This window comes from Fontivita pretiosa (assembly GCF_050410795.1).
GTDB classification, from domain to species: domain Bacteria; phylum Planctomycetota; class Phycisphaerae; order Tepidisphaerales; family Tepidisphaeraceae; genus Fontivita; species Fontivita pretiosa.
The window spans coordinates 4928052-4948501 of sequence record NZ_CP191258.1 but is presented as its reverse complement, the minus strand read 5'-3'; the positions used below and the strand labels follow the sequence as shown (position 1 = coordinate 4948501).

Below are 20450 nucleotides of genomic sequence, written 5' to 3'. Positions count from 1 at the left end.
GCAACTTCCTCGGCAGCGCCAGGGTGCTCGCGGGTTCACCGGATGCTCTCGGTTTCATCGGCTGGCCGCAAGCTGCTGGCTTACCTGCGAAATGATCTGAGCCGCCACCTGATTTGGATTATATCCGCCCGGAAGCCTCACCAGCGGCTTGCCATACTTCTCGCAGAACTGTTTGACTTCGCCGAACGAGTGGCTGGACCAGCGCACCGCCAGCAGCACCAGCGCCACCTCGTCCCGGGCCACGTGCGGCTCGAAGTTGTCGATGGATTCGTGCTCCCTGGCCTGAATCCAGTCCAGGTCCTTCAGGCCAAAGGACCGTATCAGCGCCTCGCGGGCGTGCGGTCGCGGCACGCCGCCGATCAGAATCACCGTCTTGCCCGCCAGCATTCTCGCCGCCTCCCTTACTTCGGCAGTGGGTTCAGCGGCGGATTCGGCGGGCTGCTCGCCCGGGCGCGTCGCCAGATAGCGGTCGATCTCCCGCATGACCAGCCGAAAGCCGTCGGGCAGGTCCATCTCCGGCACTTCGTCGATCACCGGCAGCAGCAGCTCACGAATCGCCGTATTACTGGGAGGAACCCCATCCTCAATCAGCGACTGCACGCTTTGCACGATGACGCTCCAGTGGTGCGACGACTCCCCGTGGTCCCTGGCAAGCTGCCCCAGGTGAAACCGAATGCGTCCCAGCGCCTGCTGATGTCGCTTCTGGCGTTGCCGCTCCTCCTGAATCGCCGAATCCATCCGCTGGATCCGGTCCATGATGTCGTGCCAGTTTCCCGGATCGGCCGGATCATCCACGCGCATGTGGCGGCGAATGAACAGTTGATGCTTGCTCGCCGTCGAGCGCAGCCAGTAGAAGACCTTGTTCTGATCCGAATCGGTCGAGGCGCCGATTCTGAGGATGCTGGCGCGCAGAGCCGACTGGGCTTCGGCCAGAAGATCCAGCGCCTGCTCAAACGACCCAAGCTGCCCGTTGGTTTCGCCCAGCAGGCTGCGAACCAGCGCCACGCCGCAGGCCACGGCATCAAAGCAGCCGGCCAGTTCTTCGTACAGCGTGGCATCCTCCGGGGCCGGGTCGCTGCCAGGGTTGCACATCCACAGAAAGCAATCCGGCAGTTTTCTGGCGCGGTCGATGATGTCGCGGTCGCGGGGTTCAATCTCCAGGCGGAAGTCGGCTCCGGCGGCCAGCCGCTGCCGGCGCATCGCCGCCCAGCGGGCGCCCTCGGCCTTGAGCCGACACCGCGACTCGATCAATGCCAGCTCGGCCTCGGAAACCTCCGGCCAGCGGGGAACCGCTTGCGACGGCTCGGCGGCGACGGTCGGCGCTAACAGCTCCGGGCCAATCGGCACGATTCGCGGCGGAACCGACGGCAATTCCGTCGGCGAAGTCGGCGCGGCGGGCATCGCCGCCTGCTCCATGGCCAGCGAGTCGGTCGTGCCAGCTTCCGGCTCGGCCGTGGCTTGCGAATCATCCCCGCCTTCATGGGTTTGACCTGCTGCCGGCGCGACCGGCGGAATGGATAGAATCGCCTCGATCAGCCGACGCAGATGACCGCGTAGTTCCGCATCCTCCACGATCAGCGTCGTCAGCCGTTCTGCCACCGCGCTCAGGGCGCTACCCAGCTCTTCCCGCGTCATCGCCGACTCCCTTCAAATCGCCTGCCCCGCCTCGTGCAGTATATGCCCGCAGACCGGCCGCCGCGTTTGCGTTTCCGCGTCGGTCAGACCGGAGCTGGGGGGCGATTCAGGTCATCGGCGGATCAGTTGCGACCTCCGGCTCGACGCGAACGGCGCAGTACTTAAGTGCCGGCTGGCGGCTGGTCGGGTCGGTGTCGTCGATCGTGGCCTCGTTGGGGCTGGCGCAGGGCGCGAACAGGTCGTTGAAGTGAATGGACATGAACACCACGCCAGGCGGGAGGGTTGCATCAAGACGCAGACGCGTGCGAGCATGCCCGCGACGGCTGATCACCCGCACCGCCTCGCCGTCGCACAGCCCAAGGCTCTGCGCATCGGCAGGGTTCATGCTCAGTGACGATTGCCCCGCCTGCTCGTTGAGCTGCCTGACCAGTCCGGTCTTGGTGCGCGTATGCCAGTGGCTGATGAGCCGCCCGGTCGTGAGAATCAGCGGGTACTGCTCGTCGGAGCGTTCGGCCAGGATCCGGTGATCGTGCGCCCAGAAACGTGCCTTGCCTGAAACGGTGGGAAACTGCCCCAGCACGTACCGTCTGGGCGAAGGCTGCCCCAGCGCCGGATATGGCCAGTGTTGCGGCCCCTTGCGCCTCAGCAGCTCGTGGTGCAGGGCGCTCTGGTCATTGGGTCGCCCGGCGGTGCTGCGCGCAAACTCGTCGAAAATCTCCGCCGACGAAGTGAAGCGCATCCCCCGCTCGAATCCCATCGCCCGCGCAACGCTCAGGATCCACCACCAGTCAGGCCTGGCCTGCCCCGGCGGCGGGACCACCTGCTCCATCAGCGTGACCCTTCGCTCGCTGTTGGTGAACACGCCGGTCTGCTCGAAATTCACCGCCGCCGGCAGGATCACGTGCGCAAACCGCGTCGTTTCAGTCGGGTGATAGGCATCCTGCACAATCACCAGTCGAGCCTCGGAAAGGGCGCGACGCACCCGTGGCAAATTGGGCATGCTGGCCGCGGGGTTGGTTCCGATGATCCAGATCCCCTTCAGCTCGCCGCGATCCAGCGCATCAAACATCCGAACCGCATCGTATCCCGGCTCGGGCGGGATGTGCCCGGGCGGCAAACCCCAGAAACGCTCGATCCAGGCGCGATGCTCGGCGTTGGCGATCAGCCGCTGCCCGGGCAGCGCGTGACTCATGTACCCGCAGTCGCGCCCGCCCATGGCGTTGGGCTGGCCGGTCAGACTGAAAGGCCCGCAGCCCGGCTTGCCGATCCGGCCCGTCGCCAGATGCAGGTTGATGATCGCATTGCTCGTGGCCGTCCCCTGCATCGTCTGATTCACCCCCATCGTCCAGAACGTGATCAGCCGCTCGTGCTCGATCAGGATCCGCGCAGCGCTGGCCAGCCCATCGACGCGGATTCCGCACAGCTCTGCCACGCGCTGCGGCGGATAGTGCTCCAGCAATTCGTTCAACTCGTCCCAACCCTCAGTGCTGGATTGAATGAATGAACGATCAAGCCGACCGGCATCACGAGCCAGTCGCAACAGCCCGTTCAGCAGCGCCAGGTCGCTGCCCGGTCGAATCGCCAGATGAACATCCGCCGCTTCGGCGGTGGAGGTGCGGCGCGGATCGACCACCACACACCGGGCATGGCCGCTGCGCAGGCGATCGCGCACCCGGTCAAACAGCACCGGATGACACTCCGCCGCGTTGGAGCCCACGAACATGAACGCGTCGGCCAGCTCGATGTCCGCATAGCACGTCGGCGGGCCGTCGCTGCCCAGGGACAGGCTCATCCCACTGGCGGCGCTGGCCATGCACAGCCGGCTGTTGCTGTCCACGTGGTTGGTCCGCAGGCACGCACGGGCGAACTTGGCGGCCAGGTATTGTGATTCAGTGCTGAGCTGCCCGGAAAGATATAACCCCATGGCGCCGGGGCCGTGGTGCTGGAGGATCTGCTCAATGCTTCGGGCGATCTGCTCAACTGCTGTCTCGGTGGAGACGATCGCCAGCGAGCCATCGGCCTGGCGGAGCATCGGGTAGTGCAGGCGGTTGGGCGCGTGCACGGTCAGCGCCACGGTGGCGCCTTTCTGGCAAAGTCGCCCGAAATTCGCCGGATGGTCCGGGTCGCCGCGAACGCGAACGATGCGCTGCTCCGCCGTCGTCGCGATGATCCCGCACCCCACGCCGCAGTACGGGCAAAGCGTCCTGACATCCCGTCTGCTCGATCCCAGCATCAATACACGTCCCGGGCGTAGCGCCCCGACCGGGCCAGATCCGACACGTAACCCGCCGCCGCCTCCGCCGACATGCCCCCCTGCTCGGCGACAATCCGCTTCAGCGCCGAATCCACATCCCGCGCCATGCGCCGCGCGTCGCCGCAGACGTAGAAGTGCGCCCCATCCTCAAGCCACGACCAGATCTCACGCGCACGCTCGAGCATGCGATGCTGGACGTAGATTCGTTCGGGTTGATCGCGCGAAAAGGCGGTGTCCAGCCTGCTCAGCACCCCCTTGACCAGCCAGGCTTCCAGTTCCTCGCGATACAGAAAGTCCAGCTCGCGGTGCTGATCGCCGAAAAACAGCCAGTTGCGTCCGCGCGCTCCCTCGGCGGCGCGATCCTGAAGAAATGCCCGGAACGGTGCGATGCCCGTGCCCGGACCGACCATGATCATCGGCGCATTCGGATCCGCAGGCGGCGAAAAGTGATGCGATGCGTGAATGAAGATCCTGGCCTTTTGCCCGGTTCGCAGACGCTCGGCCAGATACGTCGAGGCCACCCCCTTGCACTGGCGGCCCAGGCTGTTGACATATCGCACCACGCCGACCGTCAAGTGCACCTCATCGGGATGCGCCTTGGGCGAGGAAGAAATCGAGTAAAGGCGCGGTCGAAGCGGACGCAGCGCCTTGACGAAGGCCTCGATCGGCGGACGCGCCGACGGAAACTGTGCCAGCAGGTCCAGAATCTCAACCCCCTCCGGCACGCCCGGACCTGCCTCATCCAGCATCGCCCGAAGCGCCGCGGCATGAGCCGGGTTGCCCGCATGCTCAGCCAGCAGAGTCACAACGCTGCGTGGCGACTGCGTGATTCCGTAGTGACGCAGCAACGCCTCGCGCAGCGGGATCGGATGATCATCAGGCGAGACGACCGTCTCGGCGCCGCTGGCGTCCAGTTTCTCCAGCACCCAGTCGACGACTTGCGGGCAGTTTTCCGGGAGCACTCCCACTGCATCGCCAGGCTTGTAGGTCAGCCCGCTGCCGTGCAGGTCGAAGACGATCAGTCGCGTATCCTTGGCCGATCCGGGCGCATTCAGCGGCTGATTCCGCAGCAATCGCGCGGCGAAGGGGTGGCGGCGGTCGGAAGCGGGCCTGGCAGGTGCCGCCACAGCAGCAGGCGAGCCGACCGACGCACGAATCGCCGACATCGCCTTGCCGCCAACCATCACCTGATCGGCCGGGAGCATCGCCACAAGCTCCTTGAGCTTTCGCGCGGTTTCGAGGCCGCCGGGCGCGCAGCGGGTCAGGTCAGTTTCCTCGCCTCGTTCGATGGCTTCGGCGTAGGTCTTGCATACGTACCCGCAGGCGCCGCAGTCGAGCTGCGCCATCGCCGCCATCAGTACCCGTGCCCGCGGTTTTCCCTCAGCCAGCTTCAGCCGGTCCTGCATGGGCAAAGCCGGGTCGTGCCATGGCATCGCATCGTCGGATGCTTCCTCCGCCTCCGCAGGTGCTGTCGCTGCGTCGATCGGGACCTGTCCCGCAATTGATGCGCGATTCATCAACCCCGCGAAAAACCCATTCAGCCACGCCCGTTGCGCCGCGGTAAACGGCGCCGATTCCGGCAAGATCGGAACGGACATCATTGCCATCGGCTGACTTGCGATCATGGTCATGACACGACTCCCTCAACTGCTTCTGTAGGATCAGACGGCCTGCGACCGCCCTGTTGTTCGATGCCAAAACACCTGCTCAGCTCGTCGCTCGACATTCGCCGAACAAATTGCGCGAAGGTCTCCTGAGGCGATACGCGGTTCGACAGATACGCCCGGAGCATTCGCTCGACCGTGGCCGGGACATCCTCAGCCACCACGTTGCGACAAACCTCGCGACCGATCGCCTGTTCGGCGCCGTATCCGCCGCCAACGAAGACGTGATATCCCTCGAGCATCTCCTGCCCGACCGGCACCTTCGTCGCCAGCAATCCGATGTCACCGATGTAGTGCTGCGCGCACGAATGCGGGCAGCCGGTCAGGTGAATGTTGATCGGGACATCAAGCTCAAGCCGCGATTCCAGATGCTCGGCGATCTGCATCGCGTGCTGCTTGGTGTCGGCCGAGGCGTATTTGCATCCGGCACTGCCGGTGCAGGCGACCAGCCCCGCGCGAATGCTGCTTGCGCGGCACGTCAGCCCGGCCTGTTCAAGCTCCTGCTCGACCTGCTCGATGTGGTGTGCGGGAATGTCCGAAATCAGCAGGTTCTGCCAGACGGTCAACCGGATCGTGCCGCTGCCGTATCGATCCGCCATCGACGCCACCGCGCGCATCTGCGCGCAGTTCATTCGTCCCACTGGCAACACGACGCCCACGTAGTGCAGCCCCGGCTGCTTCTGTTCATGAAAGCCGATGTGCCCAAGCCGATCCACAGCCGGCCGGGGCTCGAGCTGCTCGATCGGCACTCGCCGCAGCCTGTTCGAAAGACGCTTCTCGAAATCCGCGATGAACGCCTCCAGCCCCATTCGCTCCAGCACGTACTTCAGCCTGGCCTTGCGGCGGTCCGTCCGATCGCCGTGGTCGATGAACGACCGCACGATGGCGTCGGCGACGGCGATGCAGTCCTCGGGCGCAACGACGATTCCCGTGCCGCGGGCAAAATCCCGATGCCCGGTGATCCCGCCCAGCGTCAGGTGAAAGACCACCTGACCATCCAGCTTCACCGCGGCAAAGCCGATGTCGTTGGTGTCTTCCAGCGCGCTGACGCGCCCGCCGCCGTCAAAGGCAATGTTGAATTTCCGTGGCAGGCCATACAGCTCGCGGTGATTCAGAATGTGATGGTGCATCGCCCGCGCCAGCGGCCGGGTGTCGATCAGTTCCTGCGGATCGATGCCCGCTGTCGGCGAGCAGGTGATGTTGCGAATGTTGTCCGCCCCGGCGCCGCGATTGATGATCCCAATCTCGTGCAGACCCATCAGCACTTCCACCGTGTGTTTGGCGCTGATCTGCCGGAGCTGGAGATTGGCGCGGGTCGTGACATCGGCAAATCCACCGGCGAACTGCTCGGCCAGCGCCGCCACCCCTCGAAACTGATGCGACGTGATGATCCCCCCTGGCAGTCGCAGGCGACACATGAACGAATCCTGCGCCGGCGCGACATAGAACAGCCCCTGAAACTTGAACAGGAACACGTCGGTTCCCCTGGGGTAGCGTCCGTCGCGGGCGTGACGCAGCACTTCATCCCAGATGTCCAGCCCATGACCGATGCGACGCTTGGCCTGCTCCTCGGCGCACAGCTTGCCACCCGCGGCCAGGGCCCGATCCTGCGCCGCCAGGTTCGGATCAAGGCTCTGGACTGCCCGGGTTGCGGATCCGGGCGATGCCGCATCGCTCGACGTCGCAGCCGGCACCGGGAGCGATCTGAGTGCCTGACTCAGACCGCTGCCATGCACGAAACCATCCAGGTAATGCTTCTGCTCTTCGCTGAATGCCTCGCCGATCATCGCGCACCTCGCTCACGCCGGTTCGGGCAACAGGCCGCCAAGCGGCGCCGGCTCGGGTTGTGTCCGGGACTGAGTCTCGGCTGTGTGGTCCAAAGTGGTCGATGCTCTGAGGCTCGCTGTCGCCGGCTCGCGCAGCAGCAGGCAACACGCGAATGCCGCCGCCGACACCGCGACCAGCGTCGCGAAAAACGCCATCGGACCGGCCAGCGACAGAACCAGCAGAAACCCGACGCTTCCGACGTTGCCATACGCGCCGACCAGGCCCGCGATCTGCCCGGTCAGTGGCTTGCGCAGCAGCGGGACGATGCAGAAGTTGGCGCCGTTGCCGGCCATCAGGAAGAAGCCGGCCAGCACCACCGTGAGCATTACCAGCCACAGCGGCCAGCTCGAATCGATCATCGCCAGCGCGACAAAGCCGAGGGTTGAGCCGCCCAGGCAGGCGATCATGATCGGCCGCCGCCCCAGTCGATCTCCGAGCAAGCCGCCCAGCGGTCTGGCGATGAGGCTGGCCAGGGCAAAGCCCGCGCCCAGCATTCCCGCCACCACCACCGACACGCCAAACATTCGCTCCAGGTACGCCGGCAACATGCTCTCCACCGCCAGCTCGCCGCCGAACGTCACCGCATAGCACAGGCAGAGGATGACCACCTGCCAGAACGAGTACCGCTCGCCCGGATCGAGCTGCGCCTGGCGGCGCCACATCCCAAGGTTGGCGCGCACGATCCGCCTGCCCTGCCACACGAGCAGCACGCCCAGCATCAGGTAGATGGCGTAGCTGGCGATGGGCGGCAACAGGCCCACCCTGACCAGCTTCCAGGTGAGCACGCCCATCGACATCACCAGCGGCAACTGCACCAGCAGCAGCCCCAGCAACTCGCCGCGCGAGCAGACTTCCAGCGCGCCGGCTGATCCGGGTTTGCGGAACTGCTCGCCGGGAGGAACATCACGAATCAGTCGATGAAAGATGATCGCGTACAGCGCGCAGGCGACGCCGCTGGCGATCATCGCCCATCGCCAGCCATCGCCTGACCCCAACGCCCCGGCGATCAGCGGCAGCCCGAACGTCGCCGCCGCCATCCCGAAGTTCCCAAGCCCGCCATAGATCCCTTCTGCCAGCCCGATCTCGTCGGCCTGGAACCACTCCCCCACCAGCCGAATCCCCACGACGAAACCGGCGCCGATGCAACTGACCAGCAGCCGGCAAACGACCAGTTGCCAGTACTGGCTGGCCAGCGCGCCGGCGATGCAGGGTGCGGCGGCGGCGACGAGCAGCCAGGTGTACACGCGACGCGGTCCGAAGCGATCCACCATGGCCCCGATCGCGATCCGCGCCGGGATCGTCAACGCCACGTTGCAGATCAGCAGCACCGCCAGTTGCGCCTCGGTAAGGTTCATCGCCCGTCCGATGGAACTCTGGAACGGCGCCAGGTTGAACCAGACGACGAACGTGAGGAAAAAGGCGATCCAGGTCAGATGCAGTGTTGTCCAGCGTGCAGCGGGCCGGCGGCAGTGCATGGCGCGGCTCTCCGATCCGCGCGTTTGGTTCACCGCCGCAGCGGCTGCAACGTCCGTGCCGTGCTCACCGCTGCCGGTAAAACAGGGGATGCCAATTCGATCGCACGAGGTGTGTGCCGCGGCGGCGCTCAGGAAACAGGCACGCCAGGCTCAAAAGCGCAACCCGTAAGCATTTCCCCCCGGCAAGCGGCGGCGCATGAACGCGGCGCATGAATAAAGCCCACCGGCCTGGCCGGCGGGCCTGGATTTAACGCCGCCTCCACGCTCCGCAGCCTAAATGTCGAAGTACATGCAGAATTCGAATGGATGGGGGCGGATGCGGACCGCGTCCACCTCGTTCTCACGCTTGTACTTGATCCAGTAATGGACTACGTCCGCCGTGAACACGTCGCCCTGAAGCAGGTATTCATGGTCCTTCTCCAGCTCATCCAGCGCTTCTTCCAGCGAAGCCGGAGCCGACTGGATGCGCGAGTACTCTTCCTCCGTCAGGTGATAGATATCCTTGTCCAGCGGATCGCCGGGATGGATCTTGTTCTGGATTCCGTCAATGGCGGCCATCACCATCGCGCTGAAGGCCAGGTATGGGTTGCACGAGCTGTCCGGGCAGCGGAACTCGATGCGCTTGGTCTTGGGATTGTCGGAGTACATCGGGATGCGGATGGCCGCCGAGCGGTTGCGACTGCTGTACACGAGGTTGACCGGCGCCTCGTATCCCGGCACCAGTCGCTTGTAGCTGTTGGTGGTGGGATTGGTGAACGCGCACAGCGATCTCGCGTGCTTCAGCAGCCCGCCGATGGCATACAGCCCCATGTCGCTCAGCCCGGCGTACTTGTTGCCGGCGAACAGGGGCTTGTCTCCCTTCCAGAGGCTGAAGTGCACATGCATCCCGCTGCCGTTGTCCTGGAACAGCGGCTTGGGCATGAACGTGACGACCTTCCCATGTCGCGCCGCCACGTTCTTGCAGACATACTTGTACATCATCACGTTGTCCGACATCGTCACCAGATCCTGGTAACGCATGTCGATCTCGCACTGCCCGCCGGTCGCCACTTCGTGGTGATGCGCCTCGACGGGGATCCCCATCTCGATCAGCGTCGCCACCATCTCCGAACGGATGTTCTGCATGGTGTCCATCGGCGGCACGGGGAAGTAGCCTTCCTTCAGCCGCACCTTGTACCCCAGATTCGTCTCATCCTCGTCGCCGCGTCCCCAGATGCCTTCGCGGCTGCCGATGTAGTACTTGGCGAAGTTGATTCCCTGGTCGTACCAGACGTAATCGAAGATGAAGAATTCCAGCTCCGGTCCGAAGAACGCATGATCGGCGATTTTGGACTTGCGGAGGTAGTCGGCGCACTTGCGCGCGACGGATCGGGGGTCGCGGGAATACTCCTTCTTGGTGATCGGGTCGCGTACGTCGCAGATGATCGAGAGGGTGGTATGCTGGAGGAACGGGTCGATGCGCGCCGTGTCCGCCACCGGATGCAGCAGCATGTCCGACTCGTTGATCGCCTGCCAGCCGCGGATGCTGCTGCCGTCGAATCCAAAACCGGTCTCGAAGCTCTCCAGCGTCAACTCATTGACTGGCACCGTCGTGTGCTGCCACAACCCCGGAAAATCCATGAACCGCAGATCGACGAACTGAACCTTCTTCTCCTTGCAGAGCTTCAGGACGTCTTGAGGTTTCATCGGCGACTCCTTCTTCCCTTCAGCAGGATAGGCCCCGGCAAACCCGACTGACCCCTAGACCAGTTGGGCGGCCGTCTGTTGATTCTGGAGGAACTGGTCGGTGGGAATCATGGTGATGCAGTCCCACGGACAGACCTGATGGCACAGCGTGCAGCCGATGCAGCGGGGCAGGTCGATCGTGCAGACCTGAAACGAGCTCTCGTGCCGCGGGCCCGGAATCACGCTGATGCAATCGACCGGGCAGACCGTCATGCACGCCTCACAACCCGTGCACATGTCTTCGTCCAGCAACGCCAGCACCTTCGGCAGCTTTTTCTTGGCCATCGGTGGATCATTGTAGATCGCAGGGCGCGTCGGGCAAGCCGTCCGGCCAGCCGCGCGCTCAGTGGTCCCGCCCGGCGATGCGCTCGACCTCCTCGAACGGCGTGACCCCCGCCGCCACGAGCTGATACGCACTCTGCCGCAACGTGACGAACCGCCCGCTGCTCAGCACGGCCTGGATCTCCTGCATCGTCGGACTCTTGAGGATCACGTCGCGCAGCGCATCGTTGACCCGCAGCAGCTCGAAAAACGCCTGCCGTCCGGAGAACCCCGTCCCCAGGCACCGCACGCAGCCCACCGGCTGATAGATCTTCTGCACCCGCTGGCCGATCTCGCCCATCGCCTGCCGTTGCTCGGGCAGCGGGTTGACAGGCTTCTTGCAGTACGGGCAGAGCTTGCGGATCAGTCGCTGCGCCAGAATCACGTGCAGCCCCTGGGCCACCATGTACGGTTCGATCCCCAAATCCAGCAGCCGGAAGATCGTGCCCACGGTGTCCTTGGTGTGAACCGTCGAGAAAACCAGGTGTCCGGTAATCGCCGCCTGCATCGCGATCCGCGCCGTTTCGCTGTCGCGGATCTCGCCGACCAGCAGCACGTCCGGATCCTGTCGCAGCACCGAGCGCAGCAGCTCCGAAAAACTCTTGCCGTGGGCCTCGTCCACCGGAATCTGCGTGACGTTCTCGATCTGGATCTCCACCGGATCCTCGATCGTCACCACGTTGCGCCTGGTCACGTCGATGCTGCGGATCAGCGCATACAGCGAAGTCGTCTTGCCGCTTCCGGTCGGCCCGGCGACCAGGATCATCCCGCTGTCCTGCTTGATGGCGGTTCCGATCTCGTGATACATCCAGGCTGGAAGCATCAGATCCGCGATGCGCGTTGGGGCATTGGCGGTGTCAAGGATGCGGATGACGAGTTTCTGCCCGTACATGGCCGGCGCGAAACTCACGCGGTAGTCCACGCGTCGCCTCCCGCCGCGTGGCGACGGCGCCCGGGCGACGAAATGACCCTCCTGGATCGTATTGCGTTGTGCGATATCGATGTCCGACAGAACCTTGACCAGCGTGGTGAGCTTCACGCCAATGGCGTTGGGCAAGCGTGCCACGTCCACCATGTTGCCATCCACGCGGATGCGGCACTGGTGCGAGTCCTCCCGAGGCTCGATGTGGATATCCGTCGCCCGGCTGCGGAAACAGATCAGCAGCAGCAGACGGAACAGGTCTACCGCCTCGCGCCGCGGGGCATCGCGCCCGCGTGGCGCGCGGCTGGCCTGGTGAACCGTCTGCCCTCGAGCGTTGACCAGCTCGATATCCCACTCACCGAACGCCTTGTCCGGCAAGGCGTCGGCAAGCTCCTCCAGCCCCTTCTCGTAGTCTTCGTGAAGCTTCAGCCCGCTAAGCCCGATCCCCGCACCCGCCCCGTCGTGCTCGTCGTGCACTTCAACCACATCGTCGGGACTGAGGTAATCCAGCTCGACAGCGCCGCCCGGCTCGGAGCTCTGCACCACGAAACGCATCTCGGTCTGGCCGATGGTGATCACGTCGCCCGGCGAGAGCACATGCGAGGCGATCAGCACCCCGTTGACGCGCGTGCCGTTCTTTGAGCCGAGGTCGCGAAGGATGTACTCCTGCCCGGCCTGCTCGATTACGCAGTGGTTGCGGCTGGCCTGCGTGTCGTCCAAAACCAGCATGTTCCCCGGATGCCGGCCGATCGTAAGCTTGCCGCGGATCGGCACCGTACGGCTCTGGTTGGCGGCGGTAACTTCAAGTTGCGCAAGACTCATCAGGCTTGGAAGTCTATCACATTGGGAAGACTGAAACGAGCCGGTTGATGCAAGTGCGCAAGCCTCGCACCCAGGCCACATTCGCAGGCCACGCGCCCGCCCGATGCAATTCGCGCCAGTTCGTGCTTGGCGAGGCCGGGGGTAGGCTGGTAAGATGGGCATGCGCGCAAGCAAAATGGGCAGGGAGAGTTACGTGAGGCTTTCCCCGATGTCGCGGAGAAAATGCGTCACGTCGCCGCCGCGCGTGTCGGCCCTTGGCCCCGTGTGTTTCGTCGGCTGATTGTCCGCTCGCTCTCGCCGCCGACGTCGTCCCGGTCGATCTTGCGTGGCTTAGGATCAGAACAGGTACACCCGTGAAACCTCTCATCCGCCGCCGTGCGCGCCTTGCAATGCGCTGCCATGCTCTTGGGTCGTGCCCCGGCTCCCTCGAACACCTGGAGCCCCGGCGGCTGCTCGCCGCCGCCGCTGCCCAGGTAACGGAACTTAATCGGGTCGTCGATGCCGACGGAGAGCTGCTGATCGCCAATCCCTGGCCGCAGCGGTACACGCTGGCCCGGCCGGGTCAGGCGCTGGGCGCACCGGCACGCGGTCGGCCGCTGGATATCGCCCTGAGCTATCTACGCGCCAACGCCAGACAACTGGGCGTGTCGCCGGCGGAGTTTGCCACGCCCTTCGTCACCGACCAGTACACCGATTCATTGACGGGGCTGACGCACATCTACCTTCGCCAGGAGTTCAACAACCTGCCCGTGCTCAATGCGGACATGGTGGTGAACGTGATGCGCGACGGGCGGATTCTGAGCGTGGCGGGCGGGTTCGTGCCGGGACTTGCGCAGCGCGAACTGGCGCGCGACGTGGCGACGGTGGTGTCGCCGAAACTCGAAGCGGCCCGGGCGGTGACGATCGCGGCGCAGCAGCTCGGGCTGCGTTCCGCCGCCGCCCCGGCAAAGCTCCGCCTGTTGTCGCGGGCAACGGGTCCGGATCGCCTGACCACCTTCGCTGCGTCGGACCTGTCGTTGGATCCGGTCCCGGCGCGACTGGTTTATGTGCCGCTGAAGCGCGGCGACGACGTGCAGCTCGCCTGGGACATCACCCTGCGGACGGCCGACGGGCAGCACTGGTACAACGTCGCCGTCAGCGACTCGCAGCAGCAGATCGTCTTCGCCAGCGACTGGGTCGATCGTGCCAGCTACCACGTGCTGGCGGCGCCGACCCGCTCGCCCGCCGACGGTCCAGCCAGCCCCAATCGCACCATCGTCGTCGATCCGCATGATGTACTGGCCTCGCCGTATGGTTGGCATGACACCAACGGCGTCCCCGGAGCCGAATTCACCAACACGGTCGGCAATAACGTCTCGGCTCAGGAAGACGGCGACGCGAACAACAGCGGCGGCCTGCGACCCAGCGGCGGCGCATCGCTGAACTTCGATTTTCCCCTGGATCTGTCGCTGGCGCCGGCAAGCTATCAGGCCGCCTCCATCACCAACCTGTTCTACTGGAACAACCTGGTTCACGATATCAGCTACCGGTACGGCTTCACCGAAGTCGCGGGCAATTTCCAGACGAACACGTACGGGCGGGGCGGCAGCGGCAACGATGCGGTGCAGGCCGACGCGCAGGACGGCGGCGGCACTAACAACGCCAACTTCGCCACGCCGCCCGACGGCTTCGCCCCGCGTATGCAGATGTATCTGTTCACCAGCCCCAACCCCGATCGCGACGGCTCGCTGGACAACATGATCATCGTCCACGAGTACGGACACGGGATTTCCAACCGGCTGACCGGCGGGCCGGCTAATGCCAACGCCCTGAACGCCACGCAATCCGGCGGCATGGGAGAAGGCTGGAGCGACTGGTTCGGTCTGATGCTCACCATGAAGAGCACCGACACCCAGAACGCCGCCTATCCCGTGGGAACCTATGTGCTCAACCAGAACCCGGTCACCGGAGCCGGCATCCGGCGATTTCCCTACAGCTTCAACATGTCGATCAACCCACTGACGATCGACGCGTATGGATCCAGTGGCAGCGGCGGCGGCACCACACGCTCCTTCGAGGTGCATGACACCGGCGAAATCTGGTGCTCGGTCCTGTGGGACATGACCTGGCTGCTGATCAACAAGTACGGCTTTACCAGCAACCTGGCCGGCGGGTTCGATCCCAACAACATCGCCGGCAACACGCTGGCGATGCAACTGGTCATCGATGCGATGAAGATCCAGCCGGCCAACCCCTCGTTCAAGGATGCGCGGGATGCAATTCTCCAGGCGGACCTGAACCTTCACGCATCGCTGGGCACGCCACTGAATCAGGACGAAATCTGGCAGGCCTTTGCCCGCCGTGGAATGGGCGCCAGCTTCTTCACTCCGGGCGCCGATTCGCTTTCGGTTACCCCGGCCTTCGACCTGCCCGTGCCCGATCCCCGCATCATCAGGACCTCCGTGCCCCTGACCGGAATCAGCCTCGTGCCCGTCGGCTCGATCACGCTCAGCTTCAATCAGGCGATGAACACCGCCAGCTTCTCCATCGCCGACGACGTGCTCAGTTTCACCGGCCCGGGCAGCTCCAACCTCAAGCCAACCATCAGCGGCTTTGCCTGGGTGGATAATGCCACGCTGCGGCTGGATTTCGCCCCCACCAGCACGGTGGGCTCGTATACGCTGGTCCTGGGGCCGGACATCCTCGCCGCCGACAACAACGCCCCGATGGATCAGGATGCGGACCAGATCCCCGGCGAGAGCATCGACGACCGATTCACTCTCAACTTCAGCTTCCGCACGACGCTGGGTCCTGAAGGCTTTGGCTACGAAGCGACGGTCTATCCATTCGAAAACATCGACCTGGTTCCCGGAAGCAGCGGCGTGGTCACGCTGATCGACTCCCAGGATGACTGGTCCACCGCGCTGAACCTGGGCGCCAACACGTTCAACTTCTACGGCGTGACGTACAGCGGCAGCGGACAGATGTTCGTCAGCAGCAACGGGCTGATCACTTTCGGCAGCCTCAACTCCGAGTACCAGAATACCGACCTGGCGAGCCTGCCGTCGCAGCGTGCCATCGCCGTGCTGTGGGACGATCTGGTCACTAATCGCACTTCCGGCGCCAGCGGCGCCGGCAACGACACGGTCCTGTATCGCTTTGAGAGCACCAGCGGCGACGCCACGCCCGAAAGGCTGGTCATCGAGTGGAGCAACGTCTTCCCCTACAGCTCGTCGAATTCGAGCCTGAGCTTCCAGGCGATTCTCGAGCTCAACACCGGCGGCCGTCCCGGGCGCATCATCCTGAACTATCCCGATCTGGATGCGCAAAACCCGACTTACAACAATGGCGGCAGCGCCACCGAAGGGATCAAGGATTCCGGCCCGCAGGGCGCCCGGCGGCTGCTGCTGGCCAACGATGACGGCAACTTCCCCTGGATCTCCAGCGGCAAGGCGGTCCTGTTCGCCACTGACATCTCCGCGCCGCTGATCTCGGCCGAGACGTACAACTACCTCACCGGGCCGAGTCTGAGCCTCACGTTCAGCGAAGACGTGTCGGCGAGCCTGTCGCCTGCGGATCTGCTGCTGGAGAACCTCACAACCGGCACGACCATTCCAGCCGCCAATCTTTCGCTGGTTTACAACACCGCCACACAGTCCGCCACGCTGACGTTCCCGGGTTATTCCAATGGCGTGCTGCCGAACGGCAATTACCGGCTCACCGTATTCGCCTCGGGCGTGACCGATGCGGCGGGAAACCCCCTGGACGGCAACGGCGACGGACAGCCCGGCGGAAACCACACGTTCGACTTCTTTGTTCTGGCCGCCGACGCCAATCGCGATCGCACCGTCAACATCGCCGATCTGTACCCGCTGGCCAGCAACTGGCTGCAATCCGGGCGCAATTTCGCCCAGGGGGATTATAATTACGACGGCACGGTCGATCGCGCGGACATGGACATTCTCTCGCTGAACTGGCAAACAACGCTGCCGCCGGCGCCGCAGCCGATCCAAGGCCAGGAGGCGGTTGCGAATCTCCAGACCGCCACGACGTCACAGCCCGCGCCTGCAACCGTGCGGCGTATGACCGAAACGCGCGTGGTGGGCGGCGTGCTGCCTGTCTCCCGCCCCGTGCCGATGTCTCGCACCGGGGCGATGTTCAGTGAATCGCCGATTCACCGCGCCGCCGAGTCGTCGAGATTGACCTCCGAAACCGCTGATTCGTTGTGGCCGCTGCTCTGAGCGGGTTGAGTCTCGGGATATGATGTTCAGTGCCAGGCGATCTTGTCCCAGCCGCTTGCGGGCGATTGGCGCGCCGGGCGCGCGGCGGCCATCGGCGGCGCGACCAGCGGTGATCGAGCCGATCGAGCGCCGCGTGTTGCTGGCCTCGGTCAGTGGCACTGTCTACCACGATCTGGACGCCGACGGCACGCGCGACGGCGGCGAAGTGGGCTTGTCCGGCTGGACCGTCTTCCTCGACGCCAACAACAACGGCGCTTTCGACGCCAACATCTCCAACGCCAGCCTCAACTCGACCGACACACCGCGCAATATTGTTGATGGAGGCACGACGGTCTCGACCCTTTCGGTTTCGGGGCTGGTCGGATCGATCACCGACCTGAACATCAGGCTCTACATCACCCACACCTGGGACGCCGATCTTCAGGTCAGCCTGATCGGCCCTGCCGGAACGCGGGTGACGCTCTTCGCCGCCGTCGGCGGCAGCGGCGACAACTTCGGCAGCTCCACCACCCCCACCACGCTTGACGACGAGGCTCTGGTTTCCATCAATTCCGGCTCGCCGCCGTTCACCGGCGAATTCCGTCCCAGCGGCGCCCTGTCCAGCTTTGACGGGCTGGATCCCAACGGCAACTGGTCGCTGGAAGTTGTGGACATCACCACCCCCGATGCCGGAATCCTCCAGAGCTGGTCCCTGGATTTCACGCTGGGCGAAGCCAGCCGCCTCAGCGATTCGGCGGGGAACTACCAGTTCGCAGATCTGCCCGCAGGCGAATACACCGTTCGGCAGATCATGCAGACCAACTGGCAGCAGACCTCGCCGTCTGCCGGCGCAGCGCACGTGCTGACGCTCTTGGCCGAGGACCAACTGAACGGCATCGACTTTGGCAACGCGCCGCTTCCCGGACAGATCAGCGGGACGGTTTTCAACGATTACAACGGTAACGGGGTTCGGGATGCGGGCGAGCCGGGTCTGTCCGGCTGGAGTGTCTTTCTTGACCTGAACAGTAATCGCCTGCTGGATCAGGGCGAGCCATCCGCCACCACTGGCGCATCGGGCCTGTACACGATCGGCAACGTCGCGCCGGGCGACTATCGTGTGGCGCAGGTGCTGCCGCCGGGTTGGCAACAGACGTATCCCGGCAGTGGAGGCACGATCGGCGGCGCGCCGGCGTCGCTTGGCGCAAAGCCCATCGCCGCTGTGCCGGTTAGAAGCTCCCCGGCGCCGTCGCGAGGTCTGGCCCTGGGACAGATCTTTCAGGACGCCGTTTCCCAGGCCGCCGATCTGCACCATTACACCGCCCGGCAGATCCGCGCCGCCACCAACTGGGTGATTGGCCTACCCAGGCGCGCGCGGTCGCTGGCGGCCCTGAAATCGCTGGCGCGATCGATCGGCGCGGTGGAAGCGATGCCTGCCCGTGTCGTGCAGGATGTGTATGTGCTGAGCTTTTCATCGCGGCGAAGTGGCACCGCCATCGCCCAGCGCCTCAGCGCCGCCAGTCCGGCCGCCGTCAGTTTCTTCTATCCGCTGATCCCCAGGCTTAAGCCAAACCGATACCTGCCCAACGATCCGCTGTTTTCGCTCCAATGGCATCTGCGCAATACGGGCCAATCCGGCGGCTCACCGGGCGCCGACGCCAATCTCGCCGGTGCGTGGGACAACTACCAGGGCGAAGGCGTGGCGATCGGGATCGTGGATGACGGGCTGGAATACACGCACGGCGATCTGCTGCCCAACTACGTTCCGGCATTGAGCTACGATTACTTCAGCGGCGACGCCAACCCGGCGCCGAGCATAAGCGATTTTCACGGGACGGCGGTGGCGGGAGTCGCCGCGGCACGCGGGAGCAATTCTCTGGGCGTCAGCGGCGCAGCCCCGCGCGCCGCGCTGGCTGGCATCCGCCTCACCAGCGGCGCCACCACCGACGCCCAGGAAGCCGCTGCACTGGCTCATCTGATCGACACCATTGATGTGTTCAACAGCAGTTGGGGCCCGGCCGACGACGGTCGAACTCTGGAAGCCCCCGGGCCACTCACGCAGGCGGCAATTCAAAGCGGCGCGATCAATGGCCGAGGCGGCAGGGGCGTGGTCTACGTCTGGGCCGCCGGCAACGGAAGAACCTCCGGCGACAACACCAACTACGACGGCTACGCCAACTCGCGGTACGTCATCGCGGTATCGGCGATCGACCACAACGGCATGCAGGCCAGTTATTCCGAGCCTGGCGCCCCGATCCTGGTCGCCGCCTACTCCAGCGGCACCGGCGCCGGGATCACCACCACCGACCGCGTTGGCTCGCCCGGCTACAGCGGCTCGGACTACACCAGCAGCTTCGGCGGCACCAGCGCCGCCGCTCCGCTGGTCAGCGGCATCGCCGCACTGATGCTCCAGGCCAATCCCAATCTCACCTGGCGGGATGTGCAGCACATTCTGGCTCGCACCGCGCGGAAAAACGATCCCAACGACTCCGGCTGGACCACCAACGGCGCAGGATTGCACATCAATCACAAGTACGGCTTCGGTTCCGTCGATGCCGACGCGGCCGTGAGCCTGGCCAGAACCTGGACCAATGTCGGGCCGGAGGTTTCGATCACTTCCGGCACGCTCAGCGTCGGACAGTCGATCCCCGACAACAACCCCGCCGGACTGACGCGCAGCTTCGAGGTCGCTTCGGCGATCAATGTCGAGACCGTCGAGGTCGTGCTGAACATCGCGCACACCAGCCGCGGGCAGTTGCGAGTCGTGCTCGTCTCACCGATGGGAACCGAATCGGTGCTGGCTGATGTGCACAGCGACAATGGCGACCACTACAACAACTGGACCTTCACCACCAAACGCAACTGGAACGAGATCTCGCGCGGAACCTGGACGCTGAAGGTCGTCGATGCCGCCAACGGAACCGTCGGAACCTGGAACGACTGGAAGCTGAACATCTACGGAACGCAGGCGGATGAATTCGTCCACTACGTCCGCGTGCAGGCCAACTCCAGCATCACCAGCCGCGACTTCGGCAACCACGAGACGATCTCGCCCGGCGTTATCTCGACCGTCTTTCAGTTCGAATCGGCCCAGCGATTCTCGATCACGTTCGATGAGGACATGACCGCCGGCAGCATCGAGGCGGCGGACTTGCTGCTGGAGAACCTGACCACTGCCACAACCATCCCGGCCGAGTCGATCTCGGTGACTTACGACACGCTCAGCCGGACGGCGACATTCACATTCACGGGATTTGCCGGGGGCATTCTGCCGGATGGCAACTATCGCGCCACTCTGGGCGCGGCAGCGGTCAGCGACCTGTCCGGCAACACGCTTGCATCGGCCAGCGTCAGCGACTTTTTCGTGCTCGGTGGCGACGCCAACCGCGACCGCGTCGTGGACATCCGGGATCTGAGCGTGCTGGCCAGCAACTGGGGGCAATCGTCGCGCACGTTCTCGCAGGCCGACTTCAACTACGACGGCACGGTTGACACATCGGACCTGGACATTCTCAGCGGCAACTGGCAGAAAACGCTGCCCGAATAAGGGGTCGGGAGTCTTTTCGGCCCGAATAAGGGGTCGGGAGTCTTTTCGGCCACGCCATGCGC

General features: G+C 64.7%; 10 protein-coding genes. 2 read left to right on the top strand and 8 right to left on the bottom strand.

Going from position 1 to position 20450, the window contains the following annotated elements; all coding sequences use genetic code 11:
- Positions 1 to 54 precede the first annotated feature (54 nt).
- The 8 genes from ACQS5P_RS20010 to ACQS5P_RS19975 form a co-directional block, all read right to left on the bottom strand.
- Entirely contained in the window at positions 55 to 1635 is a 1581-nt protein-coding gene (locus ACQS5P_RS20010) for a hypothetical protein (RefSeq protein WP_428938388.1), read from the bottom strand.
- Positions 1636 to 1741: 106 nt separating this feature from the next.
- On the bottom strand, positions 1742 to 3868 hold the full coding sequence (locus ACQS5P_RS20005) for a molybdopterin oxidoreductase family protein (RefSeq protein ID WP_428938387.1): 2127 nt from the start codon (positions 3866 to 3868) through the stop codon (positions 1742 to 1744).
- Complete coding sequence (locus tag ACQS5P_RS20000; RefSeq protein WP_428938386.1) at positions 3868 to 5520, bottom strand: sulfite reductase subunit alpha; 1653 nt, start codon at positions 5518 to 5520, stop codon at positions 3868 to 3870. The genes ACQS5P_RS20005 and ACQS5P_RS20000 overlap by 1 nt, the downstream gene beginning before the upstream one ends.
- The gene (locus ACQS5P_RS19995; protein ID WP_428938385.1) at positions 5517 to 7340 is read right to left on the bottom strand and encodes a NirA family protein; all 1824 of its coding nucleotides are present in this window, start codon (positions 7338 to 7340) and stop codon (positions 5517 to 5519) included. Before ACQS5P_RS19995 ends, ACQS5P_RS20000 begins: the two co-directional genes overlap by 4 nt.
- A 12-nt stretch (positions 7341 to 7352) precedes the next feature.
- Positions 7353 to 8855 carry an MFS transporter gene (locus tag ACQS5P_RS19990; RefSeq protein ID WP_428938384.1) on the bottom strand — a complete coding sequence of 501 codons (1503 nt, stop codon included), beginning with the start codon at positions 8853 to 8855 and terminating at the stop codon, positions 7353 to 7355.
- Positions 8856 to 9128: 273 nt separating this feature from the next.
- The gene (glnA, locus tag ACQS5P_RS19985) at positions 9129 to 10541 is read right to left on the bottom strand and encodes a type I glutamate--ammonia ligase (RefSeq protein WP_428938383.1); all 1413 of its coding nucleotides are present in this window, start codon (positions 10539 to 10541) and stop codon (positions 9129 to 9131) included.
- A 54-nt stretch (positions 10542 to 10595) separates the two neighbouring features.
- Positions 10596 to 10865 (bottom strand): 4Fe-4S dicluster domain-containing protein, encoded by a 270-nt coding sequence (locus ACQS5P_RS19980; RefSeq protein WP_428938382.1) that lies wholly within the window; start codon positions 10863 to 10865, stop codon positions 10596 to 10598.
- Positions 10866 to 10923: 58 nt separating this feature from the next.
- On the bottom strand, positions 10924 to 12645 hold the full coding sequence (locus tag ACQS5P_RS19975; protein ID WP_428938381.1) for an ATPase, T2SS/T4P/T4SS family: 1722 nt from the start codon (positions 12643 to 12645) through the stop codon (positions 10924 to 10926).
- 353 nt (positions 12646 to 12998) lie between these two features.
- Between ACQS5P_RS19975 and ACQS5P_RS19970 the strand changes: the two genes are divergently transcribed.
- Positions 12999 to 16865, top strand: a complete 3867-nt coding sequence (locus ACQS5P_RS19970; RefSeq protein WP_428938380.1) for a M36 family metallopeptidase — start codon at positions 12999 to 13001, stop codon at positions 16863 to 16865.
- 19 nt (positions 16866 to 16884) lie between these two features.
- Entirely contained in the window at positions 16885 to 20388 is a 3504-nt protein-coding gene (locus ACQS5P_RS19965) for a S8 family serine peptidase (protein WP_428938379.1), read from the top strand.
- The last annotated feature ends 62 nt before the right edge of the window (positions 20389 to 20450 follow it).